The following is an 18171-nucleotide window of genomic DNA, read 5'->3' as shown; positions in this document are numbered from 1 at the left end:
TTGTAATGGATAAACAAACAGGTCTATTAACTTCACATACTTCTGATGAAATTTTAGAGCGTCATTATATTGACCCAGAGGTTCTTAGTGCAGTTGAAAAAGCGGTTTTGAAGTTGAAGGTTTTCGGTTGATTTCATTGTGTCAAAAGATGTTGAGATAGATTTTTTTAACATTTCTACCCGACACCATTACCCGACACCAAGCATAAAAAAAGCTCTTACAAATTTGTAAGAGCTTGATTTTTAAGTAGCGAGAGGGAGATTTGAACTCCCGACCTCAGGGTTATGAATCCTGCGCTCTAACCAACTGAGCTACCTCGCCAAGACTTTGACATTCCTTGAATGCGGGTGCAAATATAAAATTAAAATATTTGGGTGCAAACATATATGTGTTATTTTTTTTATTTTTAAAAAACGTTTTTTTTTTGATTTTATATTCTATATATTTCCCGAAAATTTGTTCAGATATGGATCAAAAAGTACGTTACGAACTCGAATTTCCAGTGAATTCATCACCACAATTGCTTTATCAATACATTTCTACTCCATCAGGGTTGCAGGAATGGTTTGCTGATAACGTAAATTCAAGAGGTGAATTTTTTACATTCATTTGGGATGATACAGAGGAGAATGCTCGTTTGGCTTCCAAAAAAACAGGTGAAAAAGTAAAGTTCAAATGGGTTGATGAAAATAAAAAAGATACGGATTATTACTTTGAGTTGCGAATTTTGGAAGATGAAATTACCAAAGATGTTTCTTTAATGGTAGTTGATTATGCTCCGGTTGATGAACTTGAAGAATCAAAATTATTGTGGGAAAATCAAATCTCCGATTTAAAACATGTGATAGGTTCTATCTAGAATCCTATTTTACACTTATATTTGTCCCGTCTCATTCTAAATGCGAGACGGGATTTTTTTATGGTAAATTTTAATGGAGTCATTTCCAATTCTGAGGTACAATTGTCGGTGTCAAATCGTTCTTTTCTATACGGTGACGGTGTTTTTGAAACACTAAAGGTGGTTGATGGTAAAATCTTATTTTTTGAAGATCATTATTTCAGGTTGTTGGCTTCTATGCGAATTATACGCATGCAAATACCAATGTCTTTTACTTTAGAATACCTTGAAGATCAAATTTTGTCTTTACTGCAAAAACAAAATATTCAGGACTCAGCCAGAGTCAGGCTAACCATTTTCAGGAATGAAGGCGGTTATTACACTCCAACAGTTAATGCAATATCTTTTGTTATTCAAGCGTCAATTTTGCCTAAAAAGTTATATGCTCTAACCGATTTTTCTTTTGAAGTTGATTTGTACAAAGATTTTGTCGTGACCAAACAATTGCTCTCTACCTTAAAAACCAATAATAAAATCATTCAAATTACCGCCGGTATATTTGCACAAGAAAACGGATTAGATAGTTGTTTGCTAATTAATGAGGATAAAAATGTGATTGAAGCGGTGAACGGAAACTTGTTCATGTTGCTCAACAATCAATTGATTACACCGCCCATTTCCGAAGGCTGTTTGAACGGAATAATGCGCAAACAAATTCTTAAGTTAGCCAGAGAAATTGAAGGAATTGAAGTAATAGAAAAGGAAATTTCTCCTTTTGATTTGCAAAAAGCAGCTGAATTGTTCATTACTAATATGATTGTTGGGATTCAGCCGATAACAAAATACCGCAAAAAAGATTTCGACCAAAAATTGGCCAATCAATTACTTGAAAAGTTAAACTTATTGATAACGAATTAATTCAGAATAGGATTTTCGGGTGCATTTGACCAAATAAGGTATTCACCGCCTAATTCAATTATTTTTTCTTTCCAAAAATGAACCGACGATTTTCCGAGGATGTCTTTTTGGTAAATATTTTTGGTAAGTATCCACGAGTTGGATTGCATTTCGTTTTCCAATTGTTCAGAATCCCAACCGGTATAGCCTAAAAAGAATCGAATGTTTTTCTTTTTAATCAAACCTTGGTTGATTAGGTTTTTGGTTAATTCGAAATTACCACCCCAAAAAATACCGTTGGATATTTCTATACTGTTCGTAATTAAATCAGGAACATTGTGAATAAAATATAAATTATCCTGCTCAACCGGACCGCCATTGTAGATTTTAAAATTGGCTTCGATTTCAGGTAATAAGTCTTGTATAGTGTACTTTAGCGGCTTATTTAAAATGAATCCTACAGAACCTTCTTCATTGTGATCGGCCAATAAAATTACAGAACGGTTAAAAGATAAATCTCCGATAATCGAAGGTTCAGCTATCAATAATTGTCCTTTTTGTAATTTTTCTGAAATCATCTCTCCAAAAAATTTTTATTAAAATTGGGAAAATTTTTTTACAAATCCAAATGATTTTACCAAAAACAAAAAAACCATCTCGATGCATCGAGATGGTTTTTGTATATCAGAAGAACTAATTTATTAGTTTACTGCTCCGTCTAATTCAGCACCAGCTTTGAATTTAACTACATTTTTAGCAGCAATTTTGATAGTTTTTCCAGTTTGTGGGTTTCTTCCGTCTCTTGCAGCTCTTTTAGATACTGACCAAGAACCAAAACCTACTAAAGATACTCTTCCGCCTTTTTTCAAAGTACTACCTACATTTCCTAAAAATGATTCTAAAGCTAATTTTGCAGCAGCTTTTGTGATTCCAGCGTCAGCTGCAATTGCATCGATTAATTCTGATTTGTTCATAATGTTAGTTATTAATTGTTGGTTAAACATTTTGTTAATGGTAACAAATTTAATAGGAATTCCTTACCACACAAGCGATTTGACGTTTTTTTCAAGGTTTTGTTGATAACTTGAAGTTTTTGTTGATAAACCGTTGCTTTTAATCGATTTTTTTCATCAAAAAACGGTGGCAGAGCCTATTCTGCTTGTGCTTTTTCAGAAAATGACACGCCGTTTAAGAGTTCGAAAGCCAACATCTTTTTCTTTCCCGGTAATTGAAGACTTATAATTTGAATCAACCCGTCCTTTACTGCAACTTTTATTTCTTTCTTAGTGGTGATAATTTGACCAATGTTAAAGGTATGTACTTCCGAAATTATTTTTACTTCATACAGTTTTACATTCCATGCTTCGCCATTGTCTTTAAAAATGCACCATGCAGTAGGATAAGGTGAAAGTCCACGAATTAAATTGTGAATCTCCGAAGCCGATTTTTGCCAATCAATTTTACAGTTTTCTTTGTTGAGCTTATAAGCTGTTTTAATCTCAGCATGGTCTACTTGTATAGTTGTTGTAACCATACCTTTTTCTATCAAAGCCAAAGTCTCAATAACAGTACCGCTTCCAAGCGCCATTAATTTATCATGAAGTTCACCGGCATTCTCTTCTGTATTTATAGCTGTTTCTTTGCTCATTATCATAGCGCCGGTATCAATCTTGTCATCTATAAAGAAAGTAGTCACACCGGTTTTGGTTTCCCCATTAATAATAGCCCAATTAATTGGTGCTGCACCACGATAATTTGGCAATAAAGAAGCGTGAAGATTGAATGTTCCCAATTTTGGCATACGCCAAACCACTTCGGGCAACATTCTAAAAGCAACCACTACTTGTAGGTTGGCGTTCAAACTTTTTAATGCAGCCAGGAAAGTTTCGTCTTTTAAATTGGTAGGTTGCAACAGTGTTAGATTGTGCTCCAAAGCATATTCTTTTACAGCGGAATATTTCAACTTTTGACCGCGACCGGCCGGTTTGTCTGCCGCTGTGATTACACCTACAACCTCATAATTGTTTTTTATTATAGTATCCAATATGCCAACGGCAAACTCCGGAGTGCCCATAAAAACGATGCGTAACTTTTCCATACTTATTTCAAGGAGTATAAATTATTCGATTTAATGCAAATGCTTTCTTCTTCTAACAACTTTTGAAGGGCAAAGATAACATCGTCTTTTGGAAGTTTGGTTAGTTTTTGAATATCTCTCGAGTTGAAATCCTGTAATTTTAATATTTCTAAAATTTTTTCGGAAACCGATTCCGGATGCAGTTTCTTTTTGTTTTTGCCGATACAATAGGAGCATATACCGCAATCTTCTTTCTGGCTTTCTCCGAAATAGGCCATCAACACTTTACTCTTGCAAGTTTTTTGGTCTTGGCAATAGTGCAAAACCGACCGAAGTTGCTCTGTTTTCAACTTGTTTTGTGCTTCTAAATATTTTGAAACCCTATTGATAGTGCGCTCGTCCTCTCGTACTTCGTTAAAAGTAATGGTAGCATCATTGTTCTTTGCCTTCATTTCAATGATGTTTTTCTCTTTTAATTTTTCTAAAAGTAAATTGACTTCGGTTTCATCATGATTGGATTTTTTGGCTATCAATGATATATTGAAGGCTGTCGGCATTTCATAAATTCCCGGATATGTTCGCAATATGGTCAACAGTACTTCTTCATCATTCGGATTCAAACTCATGTACCGAATTACTTCTTTGGAAGGAATAATAAATTGTAAAGTGATTTTTTCAGAAAATTCCTGAGACAAAGTAATAATGCCTTGTCGATCCAGGAATTGTAAACTGTTGTATGTTTTTACTATAGGGAAATTGTATTTGGTGCAAAAGTGATTCAAATTGAAACTGAACTGTTCGTCAATTCCCTCACCATAAGCTATTTGGAAATAGTTGCACAATTTTGAAAAAACCAAATTCAAAAAAGCTTTTTCGGGTAAAATGCCTAGAAATTGTGCTTCGGCATGAATCACATCCGAAGGGTTGTTCAATAAAACAGCAAAAGCTTTGTCTCCGTTTCTTCCGGCACGACCGGCTTCTTGGTAATAGTTTTCTAAGTTTTGAGGCAAATGCAAATGGACGATGGTTTTGACATTGGCCTTGTCTATGCCCATTCCGAAAGCATTGGTTGCTACCATAACCTGAACTTTTTCTTCCATCCAAAGTTGCATGTTTTTTTCTTTGTCTTTAGCCGATAATCCGCCGTGGTAAAATGTAGCGGTAAAACCTAAACTCTCCAATTGTTTGGCGGTTGCTAAACACGACTTCCGATTGGTGACATAAGCAATGGAAGGCTGAGGATTTTTATGTAAAATTTGTTCCAACAAATGCAATTTGTCTTCGGTTTCAAAAACCATGTATGCAATGTTTTCCCTATAGAATGATTTGGTAAAAATTTGCGGATTTTTGAGTTGCAATTGTGTAATAATGTCTTCCTTTACTAGTGTTGTTGCCGAAGCGGTCAAAGCCAAAAAAGGTACTTTCGGAAAGCATTCTTTAAGTTTAACAATCTTCAAATAAGCCGGTCTGAAATCATGTCCCCATTGGGATACACAATGCGCTTCGTCAATAGCGATTAGGTTTACAGGCAGGTTTTTAATGCGCTCTAAAATCCAATCATTTTGCAAACGTTCCGGAGATAAATAGAGAAATTTGTAATTGCCGTATTGACAGTTGTCGAGCAAATCAATAATTTCATCTTGTCGAATACCGCCGGTTAAAGCGATGGCTTTAATGCCTTTGTTTTGCAAATTTCGGACTTGGTCTTTCATCAAAGCAATCAGCGGAGAAATCACCAAACAAATGCCTTCCATCATCATGCCGGGCACTTGGAAACAAATCGATTTTCCACCACCGGTCGGCATCAAGGCAAAAGTGTCTTTGCTTTCCAAAACCGAAGCGATAATGGCTTCTTGGGGTTCGCGAAAAGCATCGTGTTTCCAGTATTTTTGAAGTATTTCTAAGGCTGTATTCAAATTGTGACGGGTCAATTGTGAAGGAGGAATTACAAACTAATCCAAATGTATAAAAAAGTATTGGAGTGCAGTTATACAAAAAATGTATTTAGGCCAATTGACTCAAAATATAATGAATGCGCTCTTCAACGGTTCCCCGCGGGACTTCGATGAGTTCGTAGCCATATTTTTGATAGGTTTCCAAAAGATGGGCGAAGATGAGTTTGGCTTGCTCAAAGTTTTCGTAACGCGCCTCGTCGCTTTCGTAGATTTCTTCCCAAGGCGGAAGCACAAAAATTTTGGAGTACACATGCTCTCTACAGGCATGGTCAAAAAACGCCGGATAACTATCGCCTATGTAATGCATATAGGCCAAAATATCGGGGATGCCTCGGTCTAAGAAAACCAACTCAGCTACGTCTTCAGTGGCTTGTTGGTGTTGTTTTCTTCGGCCTTCCAGCAATAGCTCGCTAAAGAGTAATGGTTTTTCGAGGAACAATTGTTCGATGCCTTGTTTTTTGGCTTCTAAAGTTACTTGTCTTGAAATTTCGGGGAAACACGCATAACCTTGTTCGATTAGTGTATCGATGATGGTGGTTTTTCCGGTGCCCGGACCGCCGGTTATAACTATGAGTTCCTTTTTCAAAATTTTTAGCAATAAGGGGCAAATTTATTGAAACAAAACAGAATATTAAAAGTGTTTGAAGTTTTTATTTCGGTCGCGGCCAAAAGTTCTAAAAGTTTTTCTAATAACCCCGATTGGAGTCTCGTTGTAAACGAGGCGGAAAGCGGGAATACGGTTTGCTGAAACAGCCCGAACCTTTCGTTCAAAAAAATAAAATAAACCAATAGAATTCTTCTCCGAAATCTGAAATCAATACTGTATATTTGCTTTTATTTTTTGATGAATGGATAAGAAAACAGAAGAATTTTATACCCGATTGCGAGAAGAGTTGAACAATACTTCAACATGGCCCACAGAATATTTATATAAATTTATTGTGCCGACTGATCCCAAAAAGATTGAAGAAGTGGAAAATGCTTTTGACAATTTGGGTGCGGTAATACAAACCACGCAATCTAAAACAGGAAAATACACCAGCCTTTCGGTTAACGTGATGATGGAAAGCCCTGAAAGTGTAGTGGAAAAATACATTGAAGTTTCTAATATAGAAGGAATAATTTCATTATGATGGCGGAAAAATATATTAAAGAGAATGCCAACGATGTGGTTTGCCATTTGGAATACAATGCCGAGAGACCGCATTTGATTATTCCTGAATATGGACGTCATTTACAGAAATTGATTGACCAAGCTACGCTGATTTCGGATAGGGAAGAGCGCAACAAAGCGGCTAAATACATTATTCAGGTTATGGGTAGTTTGAATCCGCACTTGCGAGACGTACCCGATTTTCAACACAAATTGTGGGATCAGATTTTTATCATGTCCGATTTTAGATTGGATGTTGATTCGCCTTATCCAATTCCAACGCGTGATGTAATCAACTTAAAGCCCGAGCGTTTGCCTTACCCGCAAAAAAATCCGAAATATCGTTTTTACGGCAACAATATCAAATACATGATTGATGTGGCCAACAGTTGGGAAGACGGCGAGATGAAAAATGCTTTGGTCAAAGTGATTGCCAATCACATGAAGAAATCCTATTTGAGTTGGAACAAAGACACGGTAACCGATACCGTGATTTTTGAGCATTTATATGAATTGTCAGACGGAAGACTGAACTTGTTGCAAAGTACCGAAGAATTGTTGACAACAAATGATTTGATGCGTACCAACAAAAAGATGTCCAACAAAAACCAACCCCAACAAAACAATAACAAACAAAACAAGAATAAAAACGGGAAGAAACCGTTTATTAAGAATAACAATCAGAAATAGTTGTCCGTTATCAGTTGTCTGTTATATCTAACAACCGACAACCAACAACCGACAACCGACAATAAAAAATATGGGAACATTTAAAATAGAAGGTGGTATCCAGTTAAAAGGAGATGTACAACCACAAGGAGCCAAAAATGAAGCTTTACAAGTTTTGTGTCCGGCATTATTAACCTCGGAAAAGGTAAGAGTAACCAATATTCCAGACATTATCGATGTCAATAAACTGATTGTTTTGTTGGGGAATTTGGGTGTGAAAATTCAAAAAAACGGTCCGGGCGATTACACTTTTCAAGCCGATGAAGTGAATGTAGATTATTTAAAAACCGAAGCCTTTAAAAAAGAAGGCGGTAGTTTAAGAGGTTCCATTATGATAGTTGGTCCACTATTGGCCCGTTTTGGTTGCGGATACATTCCGAAACCGGGTGGTGATAAAATTGGCAGAAGAAGATTGGATACCCACTTTGAAGGGTTTATCAATTTGGGCGCTAAGTTCCGTTACGAAAGAGAAGATCACTTTTATGGCGTAGAAACCAAAACCCGTTTAAAAGGAACTTATATGTTGCTTGACGAAGCTTCGGTTACCGGAACGGCCAATATCGTAATGGCCGCTGTTTTAGCTGAAGGAACCACCACGATATACAACGCGGCTTGCGAACCATATTTGCAACAATTGTGTAAAATGTTGAACTCTATGGGGGCCAAAATCTCCGGTGTTGGGTCAAATTTGTTAACTATAGAAGGGGTTGAAAAATTAGGCGGATGTGAACATCGAATCTTACCGGACATGATTGAAATTGGTTCGTGGATTGGATTGGCTGCTATGACACGTAGTGAAATCACTATCAAGAACGTTAGCTGGGATAACTTAGGCGTAATCCCGAGTGTATTCAGAAAATTGGGGATTACTTTAGAGCGTAAAGGGGACGATATATATATTCCGGCTCATACCAAAGGCTATACCGTGAAAACCGATATCGACGGTTCTATCTTAACCATAGCCGATGCGCCTTGGCCGGGCTTTACACCGGATTTGTTGAGCATTGTTTTAGTCGTAGCTACTCAAGCCAATGGTGATGTTTTGATTCACCAAAAAATGTTTGAAAGCCGTTTGTTCTTTGTGGATAAATTGATTGATATGGGTGCTAAAATCATGTTGTGTGATCCGCACCGAGCGGTGGTCATGGGACACAATTTCCAATCGCAATTGAAAGCGACAGTAATGTCTTCGCCTGATATTCGAGCGGGAATTTCATTGTTGATTGCAGCGCTTTCGGCCAAAGGAACTTCCACCATTCAAAACATTGAGCAAATCGATAGAGGTTACGAAAGAATTGACGAAAGACTTCGAGCTTTAGGAGCTAATATTGTTCGTATTTAATTTAAGAAATTAGAGAAAAGAGTATAGAAAATAGAGGCGCAAATTGTGCCTCTTTTCATTTTGAGCTTATGGAAACTTATATCATCGTTCTGCTTTGCATTGCTTCTTTCTTTGCCGGATTTGTCGATGCTATTGTTGGCGGCGGCGGTTTGATCCAAACACCGGTAGCGATGATTTTGATGCCCCATTTATCGGTGGCGAGTATCATTGGGTCACTTAAAATCCCGGCTTTTAGCGGGACGAGTTTTGCGGCTTTTCAATATTTGAAGAAGGTGAAGATAAATTGGAAACTGCTCTCCATTATGGCCCTTTTGGCTTTTTGTTCGGCTTTCTTAGGTTCGGCACTGTTGAATGTGGTCAGCAATGATTTTATGAAACCATTGCTTTTTTTTATTTTAATCGGTTTAGCGATTTATACGTTTAAAAAGAAAAATTTCGGACAACACCAAGAGAAAGACCATTCGACTAAAAAACAAATCATTTATGCCGTTATCATTAGTGTTTTGGTTGGTTTCTATGACGGATTTATTGGTCCGGGAACCGGAAGTTTTTTGGTATTGGGCTTTGTTTCTATTTTAGGTTTTGATTTTCTTCACGCTTCCGCGAATGCTAAAATGGTCAATCTCGCGACCAACTTTGGTTCGATTTGTTTATTCGTTTTAAAAGGAAAAATCATTTGGACTTTTGCAATTCCAATGGCTTTTTGCAATGCACTTGGCGGTTGGATTGGCGCCAAATTGGCCATAAAAAAAGGAAACACCTTCATTAGAAAGTTTTTCCTTTTTGTAGTGATATTGACGTTACTTCGTTTTGGCTATGATGTGTTTTTAGCTTAAAAGTTCAACCCAAACATTACGCCATCGCCTTGATAACCATTTTGATATGAGCGAACGTAATCGATTCTTAAGATTCTGTACTTGCCAAAACCTAAGTTACTTAACCCGGCAGAAAATTCTTGATACGGATTGCGATTAGGAATGGAAAGGTTTTTGAATCCCAATACTAATTTAGATTTCAGCAAATTCAACAATGGAATTTTATTCATAATAAACCCTTTATCGTTATATTCCAAGTGTGTTTCCCAATAGCTGTCGTTGGTACTGGCATCATAGTAAGGCAGTAGGTTGAATTGATTCGTATAAGAATTTCCTATAACCACATGCGTTTGATTGCCGTTAAAGTGTTGGAAATCCACAAATGAAATTCCGTCGGCATTGAAAAATTTTCCGGCTTTTGAATTCAAATCGATTTCACCCTTATTTTTCAAGGTCAAAGAGTATTGAAGGCGTGCCGAGATTTTATCGTAATTGTAATTGCTTTCATTACCGGCTAAACCTTTTTCGTAGTTCAAAGAAATCAAAGGATATTTATAGTTGCCCAAGTTGTATTTGCCATCAGGGCGAGTAATATATTGTTGTCCGAATTTGATGCGTGCGCCAATGTTCATCTTAACCAAATTATGGCGGTCAATGATAGCTGCGGTTTCATCCAATGGCAACAAAGGATGATTAGAAGTGTATTGGTCTTCTGATTTGATTAAGGCATAATCAGTAGTATTGAACAGCGGTTTTCTTTCGGCATATTCCAAACCAAAACTCATGTCCAAGCCGTTGAAAATTTCTCGAGAAAAGTTGGTTGCGATAAAGTTTTTCTCGTACACTTTCATGAAATTATTTTTGAAAAATAAGCTACTTATGGTATTGGACAGTTTAGAAATTGGTTCTTCACGGTTGAATTGGTTCACCGAATTACCGCCATAAACCGACAAATACGTTTTACTGATATTACTCAGTTTCGAAGAAAAATAGGCGGTAGGTCTGAATCGTTCGTCTGAGAAACCATAGGCTAGGGAAGACCCAAATTGGTAGTAGGTGTTTTTGTCTTCGTTTCTTTTGAAATAAGACAAACCTATACTCGAATTCCAACCCTGTACGGTATTGAAAGAGGTGTTTAATAATGGACCATTGTAATTGACGGACCATTTTTTAAACGAATTGGAGTAGCTGTAACCGTTTAAAATATCGGAAAAACCAAATTTGTTTTTTTTGGCGTCTATCGAATCCAAATAGGCTTTCGACTTTTTCTTTTCCTGTAACGCATCTTTTTTCAGATAGTCGGTAGTTTCTTCTCCGGTTAACGGAACCGGTCGGATGGTTTCCCAAAAACTATTGTCTTTTTTATTGGCGTTTTCTTCAAATTTGATGACTTCGGCTTTGAAGGTTTTCTTTTCAAATTTTTCAGGGAAAGTAAAATTGGTGTATACATAGGTAAACCTGCCCGAAATGTTGATGCCAAACATACCGGCATCAAAATCTAGGGTTTGGGTGTTTTTGGCCCAAACTTTAGTGGTGTTGTTGTAACTGAAGTTTTGTTTTAATGTCAGGGTGTTCATTGCCGGATTTTGGATTTGTGTTCCGGTAAAGCTGACATCCACGGCATAAATGGCATAAGTGTCTTCTACTATATAAATGTAGCCCGACATTACCGGTTCGGTTTCCCGGCGCGGGATTATTTTGATTTTATTGATTTGTTGGCGGTTCTCAGTAAAGAACGAACCTTCAAATTGGTAGCGGTAATAATTGAAAGCATTATCGGCTATAGGCGAAACTACATTGGCGTCAAACTCTAAATAGTTGTCGTAAAAGTCGAAATTGGCCGATGACGCATTGTTAAAACTAAAGCCGTTGTCGTTGCCGCTTACTTTTGAAGCCACAATTTCCTCCTTCATTTTATCGGGTTTTTGGAAAGTGATTTTTGATACCGTTTCCGAAAGGTATAATATACCGCTGCGGGTAGAATCGATTACTTCATCAAAAAAATCCAACTTTTGACCAAGTATGGTTTTGGGTAAATTTTTCACTCTGAAAATCCCTCTGGAATAAAAATCGGCCGTGTAGCGTGCGGTTTTGGCAGCGTTACTTTTTTTGTTTTTAATGGCGTTTCTTATGATTTCGTTGGCCGGATTGTCTTTTGGGTTAATGACTACTTCGTTTAAGATGATGTTTTCTTCCATCATTACAACCTCTATTTCTAAAGGAGTTTTGTCTAAAGTCACCACTTGTTTAGCGGTTTTGTAGCCTAAGTACTGAAACAATAAGGTGTGACTGCCCGGCGTTTTGATGTTGATTTCAAATCGACCTTGTTCGTTGGTAGTAGTTCCGTTATAGGTGTTTTCTTCAAAGATGTTTACAAAAGGCAGCGGGTTTCCTTTTTCGTCGGTGACTTTTCCGCGTACTTGGGCAATTGAAATAAAAGAACATAACAAGGTAAGGGCGTAGAATAGTTTTTTTGCCATAGTTCAAGTGTTTTATAAAAAAGATTGCAGAGCCAATTCGTAACTTTTCAATCCAAAACCAATTACAATTCCTTTAGCGTTGGGTGAGATGAACGATTGATGACGGAATGACTCTCGGGCAAATGTATTAGAAATATGAACTTCAATAACCGGCGTTATGATAGCTTTAACAGCATCGCCTATGCCAACTGAAGTATGAGTGTATGCCGCTGCGTTTAAAATAATGCCATCATATGAAAATCCCGCTTCCTGAATTTTAGTGATGAGTTCTCCTTCTACATTGCTTTGGTAATAGCTTAAATCTATCGTTGGGTAAATTTGTTGTAAGCTTACAAAATAGTCTTCAAATGAGGTTGCTCCGTAAACATCGGGTTCGCGTTTACCCAATAAATTTAGATTCGGGCCATTGATGATAATGATTTTCATGAGATGATTTTTGAGTAAAAATAAAAAACCGTTGTCGAACGGACAACGGTTTGGGGCTAAACTTTTCTTTTATCAGAAGCGATAGCCTAAAGAGAGTTGAATGGTTCTGTTTTTGACTTCAGCATTTTTATTGGCTTCAGTTAAACCGGCCACATATCTTGCCTGAATTAAAAAATGGTCGGTAATGTTGTAGCCTAATCCGCCGGCCAAACCAAAATCAAAAGTTTCACCTTCAAATTGGGCTGCTACATTTTCATTGACTAAGAAAGAAAATTGCGGACCGGCCTCAAAGCTCAACTTGTTTTTGGTCAAATAAAATTTAGCCAAAACCGGTACCGTAATATAATTGTAATTAATGTCGTCGAATGCCGCTTCATCAATTTTGGTTCCTTGAGAAGAATAAACCAATTCCGGTTGGAGCGATAAGTTTTCCAATAACTTAATTTCCATTAAGGCACCAAAATGAAAACTGGTGTAAGTGGAACCTTCTACGTTGTTGCCTTCTAAATTGGCAAAGTTGGCACCGGCCTTTAAACCGAACTTCAGTGTTTGAGCCTTCAAACTAGCCACGCAGCCCAGTACAGCTAACAAAACAATCACTTTTTTCATAGAATATATATAGTTTAGAGTTTACAATCAATCTATAGTATAAACGGTGATTGTGTTGTTTTATTGTCGATTCAATAAAAGATTCAAAGAATAAAGAAAAAACTGCTATCTAGACGTTGTTTTTGAGTTGTTAAAAAAAACCAAATTTCAATTCTTTTTTTATAAAGTGTTGGACATCAGTATTTTTTAATTCAAAAATTGTTAACAACCTTGTTAATAAGTCAAATTCCCCTGATTATTCCTATTAATCTAAACTTTTAACTTTGCCTATATTAATTTTAAAATTAAACAAACATGAAAAAAATTATTTTAACTATGGCTGCTGTGTTTGCTGTATCTTTCGCAAATGCACAAGACAAGAAAAGTGGTTCTAGCGACATGAAATTTGGTGTTAAAGCTGGTTATTTAAGCTCTAACTTCACTGGTGATTTTGATGGTGGAGATGCAAGATCAAGCTTCTACATTGGAGGTTTAGTAGATTTCGCTGTTTCTGAAAAATTCCACGTACAACCAGAGTTATTGTACTCTATGGAAGGTAATGGTGAGACTGAAGGAAACCTTGATTTCATCAGAATCCCAGTTTTAGCTAAATATTATGTAGCTGATAGTTTCAGTTTACACGCTGGTCCACAATTCGGTTTTGTTGCTGGTGGTGGAGCTGTTAAAGATTTAACTAAATCTTTAGATTACGGTTTAGCTATTGGTGCAGGTTATGAGTTAGAGTCAGGTTTATTCTTTGACGCTAGATATAACTTAGGTTTGGCTAACATTTCTGATATTGACGGTGCTGATGCCGGTATGTCATCTTTAAACGTTGGTTTAGGATACAGATTCTAATCTACACAAAAGATTATATTTTAAAAACCTCTCGACTTCGAGAGGTTTTTTTTGTTTAAAATTTTAAAAAGCGTGAATAAAATACTACTTTCGCAAGCTAATTTAAATGTTTAATAATGAAAAAGTTTATTGTAGCCCTTGTGGCACTGGTGAGTTTCAGTTCGTTGCAAGCTCAAGGCGTAAAGTATGGAGTAAAAGGTGGTTTGAATATTGCCAATCTCAATGTTGATGAGGCAGGATTTCCAAGTACCAGTTCTATCGCGAATTTTCACATTGGAGGTTATGCTGAAATTATGTTAAACAAGAAATTCGCTATTCAACCGGAGCTTTTGTATTCGATGCAAGGAGCCAAATTTGATTTTCTTTTTGACGATGGTTCAGGGAATTTATATGATACAGAAAACACTTTTAAATTGTCCTACATTAATATTCCTTTGATGTTTAAGTACTATCCGGAAAGTAAATTTTTCTTAGAAGCCGGTCCTCAAATTGGTTTTTTGACTTCAGCTAAATTAAAAGTGAATGTAATTGGCTTTGGTTCGGATACTCAAAATATAGAGGAAGCATTTAAAAGTGTGGATTTTGGATTTAATTTAGGTGCCGGATATAATATTTCAAAACGCGCAGTCATCAATGTTCGCTACAATTTAGGATTGTCTAATATTGGTGAAAGTGAGCCGGGTACTGACAGCAAAGTAACAAGCAGAGTATTGTCTGTTTCATTAGGGTGTAATTTTTAATACCATATATCACTTTTTTAAAACCTCTCGATTTCGAGAGGTTTTTTTATACCCTTACATTTCGTTTCTTTGTATAATGAACTGGAATCCTTATATCAAAAGTTTTCAATCGTATCTCAAAATTGAGCGGGGTTTGTCTAAGAATACCATTGCCAATTATACCTTTGATTTAGAGCGATTGTGTTCTTTTTTGATGGAAAATAACATCAGTATTTCCCCCGAAAAAATAAACGAAGAAACCATTCAGCAATTCATTTATTCGGTTTCTAAGGAAGTCAATGCTCGTTCTCAAGCGAGAATTATCTCCGGACTCAAAAGTTTTTTTTCGTATTTGATATTCGAAGATTACCGTGCAGACAGTCCGATGGAATTGATAGAATCTCCCAAAATAGGCAGAAAGTTACCCGATACTCTTAGTTTGGAAGATATCGATAATTTGATTGCCGCAATTGATTTGTCAACACCTGAAGGGGAAAGAAACAGAGCAATTTTAGAAACTTTATACAGCTGCGGTTTGCGGGTTTCCGAATTGGTTTCGCTTAAAATCTCCGATTTGTTTTTCGAAGAGGGTTTTATCAAAATCACAGGAAAAGGAAACAAGCAACGTTTTGTCCCGATTGCGCTTAATACACAACGTTATATTGAGTCGTATAAGAATGCCATTCGCAATCATTTAGCCATAGCCAAAGGTCATGAAGATACTTTGTTTTTAAATCGAAGAGGGAAGCAATTGACCAGAGCGATGGTTTTTACCATTATCAAATCTTTAGCAGTTCAAATTAATTTGCAAAAGAATATCAGTCCGCATACTTTAAGACATTCATTTGCTACGCATTTGTTAGAAAACGGCGCCGATTTGCGTTCCATTCAAATGATGTTAGGACATGAATCTATTACAACAACCGAAATTTATGTTCACTTGGATCGCAAACATTTAACACAAATTATGCATACATTTCATCCGAGAAAAATGTAGTTAGCCGATTTTTTAGTTATTTTTGCCCTGTCAAACAACAATAACCCCAAGCTGTTTTTCCCATGAAAATTAACCAAATTTTTGTCGTGGATGATGATAAAATACATCATTTCATTATTAATAAACTGCTGAAAAGCAACCAAATCAGTGCTATTCCGAGTTTTTTTGAAAACGGATTTGAAGCGTTAAATGGTTTAAAATCATTAATGAGTAAAGGAGAAAATCCACCTGATTTGATTTTGTTAGATATCAACATGCCGGTATTAGACGGTTGGCAGTTTTTGGAAGAGTTCAGAATCATAAAAAAGGAACTGACTAAAGAAGTGGCCATTCATGTAATTAGCTCTTCCAATAATTCAGATGACATCAATAAAGCGGAATACTTCAAAGAAGAAATAAAAAAATACCATACTAAACCGGTAACAGGTGAATTAATTAAAGATATTTTCCAATAAAAAAGGCGACTGTTAAGGTCGCCTTTTTAGATTTTCAAATTTATTATTTTGCGATGTTCACCGCTCGGGTTTCGCGAATTACCGTAATTTTTACTTGACCAGGATAAGTCATCTCAGTTTGGATTTTTTGGGAAATCTCAAACGATAAATTAGCTGCCATTTCGTCGCTTACTTTTTCGCTTTCTACAATTACACGCAGCTCACGTCCGGCTTGAATGGCATAAGCGTTTTTCACACCGTTGAATCCGAAGGCGATATTTTCCAAGTCTTTCAAACGTTGGATGTAGGAATCCAATACCTGACGACGAGCGCCCGGTCGTGCTCCTGAAATCGCATCACAAACTTGGATGATCGGTGAAATTAAATATTTCATTTCAATCTCGTCATGGTGCGCTCCGATGGCGTTGCAAACTTCTTCTTTTTCGCCGTATTTTTCGGCCCATTGCATTCCTAATAAAGCGTGTGGTAAATCACTTTCGGTATCAGGCACTTTTCCTATATCGTGTAACAAACCGGCACGTTTGGCCAACTTGACATTCAATCCTAATTCTGCGGCCATAATACCACACAATTTAGCTACTTCACGCGAGTGTTGTAGCAGGTTTTGTCCGTAAGACGAACGGTATTTCATACGACCAACCACTTTAATCAATTCCGGATGTAATCCGTGAATTCCTAAGTCGATTACCGTGCGTTTTCCTACTTCAGCAATTTCTTCTTCGATTTGTTTGGTAGTTTTGGCTACTACTTCTTCAATTCTGGCCGGATGAATTCTGCCATCGGTTACCAATTTGTGTAATGACAAACGAGCGATTTCTCTTCTCACCGGATCAAAACAAGACAAGATGATGGCTTCCGGAGTATCGTCAACGATGATCTCAACACCGGTTGCAGCTTCTAAAGCACGGATGTTTCTTCCTTCACGACCGATGATTCTACCTTTTACGTCATCAGATTCAATATTAAATACTGAAACACAATTTTCAACCGCTTCCTCAGTTCCTACACGTTGGATAGTGTTGATGATTACTTTTTTGGCTTCTTGTTGCGCGGTAAGTTTGGCTTCTTCTATAGTGTCTTGGATGTGCGACATGGCTTTGGTTTTGGCTTCGGCTTTCAAACTTTCCACCAATTGCTCACGCGCATCTTCGGCCGACAAACCGGAAATCACTTCCAATTGTTCTACCTGACTTTTGTGAAGTCTTTCCAATTCCTGATGCTTCTTATCGAGCAATTCTATTTTAGATTCGTATTCTTTGGTTTTGGCCTCATAATCGTCGTTGACTTTTTTAGCTTTGGCCAATTCACTGGATACTTGAGACTCTTTGTCGCGTGTTCTTTTTTCAACTTCGGCAATTTTTTTGTCTTTGTTTAAAATCTCTTTTTCGTGTTCCGATTTTAATTCCAAAAACTTCTCTTTGGCTTGAAGTAGTTTGTCTTTTTTGATATTTTCAGCCTCAATATTGGCATCTCTCAAAATGCTGCTGGCCTCTTTTTTGGCATTTTTAATCATATTGGAGACATTGCTTTTCTCCAGGAACTTTGCTATCCCGAATCCGCCGGCAACTCCGCCAATCAATGCAATTATAATAAAAGTAATTTCCATGTTTAGTTAGTATTTATCTATAAAAAAAGCCTACATTAGGTGAATGCATAAACTCGTAAAGACAAGTTTTGAGCTAACTCGCTGTTCAAGGATCCGCGATATAGCGGCGTGCTTTAGTAGCGACGATTTGCTCATTCTAATTTGTTAGTGTTGAGTTTACCAATTAAAATCTAATGTAGGCAGTGTCGTAATCTATGTTAAGAACGTTATTTTTTTTCGAGATAATCGAGCAATAA

General features: G+C 36.8%; 19 protein-coding genes, 1 tRNA gene and 1 other RNA gene. 10 read left to right on the top strand and 11 right to left on the bottom strand.

Translation table 11 applies throughout. The annotated features are described in order from the left end of the window. Window positions 1–247 precede the first annotated feature (247 nt). Window positions 248–321: transfer RNA gene (locus tag ACIQ32_RS07540), tRNA-Met, on the bottom strand. Between the two features lie 145 nt (window positions 322–466). Here ACIQ32_RS07540 and ACIQ32_RS07535 point away from each other — a divergent pair. Together ACIQ32_RS07535 and ACIQ32_RS07530 are read left to right on the top strand one after the other, a co-directional pair. Continuing rightward, a complete protein-coding gene (locus ACIQ32_RS07535; protein WP_396195074.1) occupies window positions 467–859 on the top strand; it encodes an START-like domain-containing protein in 393 nt (130 codons plus the stop codon). A 60-nt stretch (window positions 860–919) separates the two neighbouring features. Further along, on the top strand, window positions 920–1756 hold the full coding sequence (locus ACIQ32_RS07530; RefSeq protein ID WP_396195073.1) for an aminotransferase class IV: 837 nt from the start codon (window positions 920–922) through the stop codon (window positions 1754–1756). On the opposite strand, the gene ACIQ32_RS07525 is transcribed toward ACIQ32_RS07530, so the two are convergent. From ACIQ32_RS07525 to ACIQ32_RS07505, 5 genes are all read right to left on the bottom strand, one after another. Beyond that, window positions 1753–2313, bottom strand: a complete 561-nt coding sequence (locus tag ACIQ32_RS07525) for a YqgE/AlgH family protein (protein ID WP_396195072.1) — start codon at window positions 2311–2313, stop codon at window positions 1753–1755. The two genes, ACIQ32_RS07530 and ACIQ32_RS07525, sit on opposite strands and share 4 nt — an antisense overlap. A gap of 123 nt (window positions 2314–2436) precedes the next feature. Continuing rightward, a complete protein-coding gene (locus tag ACIQ32_RS07520; RefSeq protein ID WP_396195071.1) occupies window positions 2437–2739 on the bottom strand; it encodes an HU family DNA-binding protein in 303 nt (100 codons plus the stop codon). Between the two features lie 146 nt (window positions 2740–2885). Further along, a complete protein-coding gene (gene fmt, locus ACIQ32_RS07515; RefSeq protein ID WP_396195070.1) occupies window positions 2886–3833 on the bottom strand; it encodes a methionyl-tRNA formyltransferase in 948 nt (315 codons plus the stop codon). Between the two features lie 2 nt (window positions 3834–3835). Next, entirely contained in the window at window positions 3836–5728 is a 1893-nt protein-coding gene (locus tag ACIQ32_RS07510) for an ATP-dependent DNA helicase RecQ (RefSeq protein WP_396195069.1), read from the bottom strand. Between the two features lie 88 nt (window positions 5729–5816). Then, window positions 5817–6353 (bottom strand): AAA family ATPase, encoded by a 537-nt coding sequence (locus ACIQ32_RS07505; protein WP_396195068.1) that lies wholly within the window; start codon window positions 6351–6353, stop codon window positions 5817–5819. Window positions 6354–6615: 262 nt separating this feature from the next. On the opposite strand from ACIQ32_RS07505, the gene ACIQ32_RS07500 reads away from it, so the two are divergent. From ACIQ32_RS07500 to ACIQ32_RS07485, 4 genes are all read left to right on the top strand, one after another. Further along, window positions 6616–6900 (top strand): DUF493 family protein, encoded by a 285-nt coding sequence (locus ACIQ32_RS07500; RefSeq protein WP_121314908.1) that lies wholly within the window; start codon window positions 6616–6618, stop codon window positions 6898–6900. Beyond that, on the top strand, window positions 6900–7610 hold the full coding sequence (locus ACIQ32_RS07495) for a DUF4290 domain-containing protein (RefSeq protein ID WP_396195075.1): 711 nt from the start codon (window positions 6900–6902) through the stop codon (window positions 7608–7610). Before ACIQ32_RS07500 ends, ACIQ32_RS07495 begins: the two co-directional genes overlap by 1 nt. A gap of 70 nt (window positions 7611–7680) precedes the next feature. Then, window positions 7681–8991 carry a UDP-N-acetylglucosamine 1-carboxyvinyltransferase gene (gene murA / locus ACIQ32_RS07490; protein WP_396195067.1) on the top strand — a complete coding sequence of 437 codons (1311 nt, stop codon included), beginning with the start codon at window positions 7681–7683 and terminating at the stop codon, window positions 8989–8991. Window positions 8992–9059: 68 nt separating this feature from the next. Further along, complete coding sequence (locus ACIQ32_RS07485) at window positions 9060–9827, top strand: sulfite exporter TauE/SafE family protein (protein ID WP_396195066.1); 768 nt, start codon at window positions 9060–9062, stop codon at window positions 9825–9827. Here ACIQ32_RS07485 and ACIQ32_RS07480 read toward each other — a convergent pair. From ACIQ32_RS07480 to ACIQ32_RS07470, 3 genes are all read right to left on the bottom strand, one after another. After that, complete coding sequence (locus ACIQ32_RS07480; RefSeq protein ID WP_396195065.1) at window positions 9824–12286, bottom strand: DUF5686 and carboxypeptidase regulatory-like domain-containing protein; 2463 nt, start codon at window positions 12284–12286, stop codon at window positions 9824–9826. The genes ACIQ32_RS07485 and ACIQ32_RS07480 overlap by 4 nt on opposite strands. A 12-nt stretch (window positions 12287–12298) precedes the next feature. After that, on the bottom strand, window positions 12299–12712 hold the full coding sequence (locus ACIQ32_RS07475; protein ID WP_396195064.1) for a type II 3-dehydroquinate dehydratase: 414 nt from the start codon (window positions 12710–12712) through the stop codon (window positions 12299–12301). A gap of 72 nt (window positions 12713–12784) precedes the next feature. After that, entirely contained in the window at window positions 12785–13321 is a 537-nt protein-coding gene (locus ACIQ32_RS07470; protein ID WP_396195063.1) for a porin family protein, read from the bottom strand. A gap of 294 nt (window positions 13322–13615) precedes the next feature. Between ACIQ32_RS07470 and ACIQ32_RS07465 the strand changes: the two genes are divergently transcribed. From ACIQ32_RS07465 to ACIQ32_RS07450, 4 genes are all read left to right on the top strand, one after another. Then, complete coding sequence (locus tag ACIQ32_RS07465) at window positions 13616–14158, top strand: porin family protein (protein WP_396195062.1); 543 nt, start codon at window positions 13616–13618, stop codon at window positions 14156–14158. A 116-nt stretch (window positions 14159–14274) separates the two neighbouring features. Then, window positions 14275–14898 carry a porin family protein gene (locus ACIQ32_RS07460; protein ID WP_396195061.1) on the top strand — a complete coding sequence of 208 codons (624 nt, stop codon included), beginning with the start codon at window positions 14275–14277 and terminating at the stop codon, window positions 14896–14898. A 76-nt stretch (window positions 14899–14974) separates the two neighbouring features. After that, on the top strand, window positions 14975–15874 hold the full coding sequence (xerD, locus tag ACIQ32_RS07455; RefSeq protein ID WP_396195060.1) for a site-specific tyrosine recombinase XerD: 900 nt from the start codon (window positions 14975–14977) through the stop codon (window positions 15872–15874). A gap of 62 nt (window positions 15875–15936) precedes the next feature. Continuing rightward, on the top strand, window positions 15937–16329 hold the full coding sequence (locus tag ACIQ32_RS07450; protein WP_396195059.1) for a response regulator: 393 nt from the start codon (window positions 15937–15939) through the stop codon (window positions 16327–16329). Between the two features lie 43 nt (window positions 16330–16372). Here ACIQ32_RS07450 and rny read toward each other — a convergent pair whose 3' ends face one another. Together rny and ssrS are read right to left on the bottom strand one after the other, a co-directional pair. Further along, on the bottom strand, window positions 16373–17935 hold the full coding sequence (gene rny / locus ACIQ32_RS07445; protein WP_396195058.1) for a ribonuclease Y: 1563 nt from the start codon (window positions 17933–17935) through the stop codon (window positions 16373–16375). Window positions 17936–17984: 49 nt separating this feature from the next. After that, a non-coding RNA gene (gene ssrS / locus ACIQ32_RS07440) (6S RNA) lies at window positions 17985–18091 on the bottom strand. Between the last annotated feature and the right edge of the window lie 80 nt (window positions 18092–18171).

The sequence above is a fragment of the Flavobacterium sp. genome, from assembly GCF_044373165.1.
Taxonomy (GTDB): Bacteria; Bacteroidota; Bacteroidia; order Flavobacteriales; family Flavobacteriaceae; genus Flavobacterium.
Note: the sequence above shows the minus strand (reverse complement) of the source record. Positions and strands in the feature narration are given on the sequence as shown.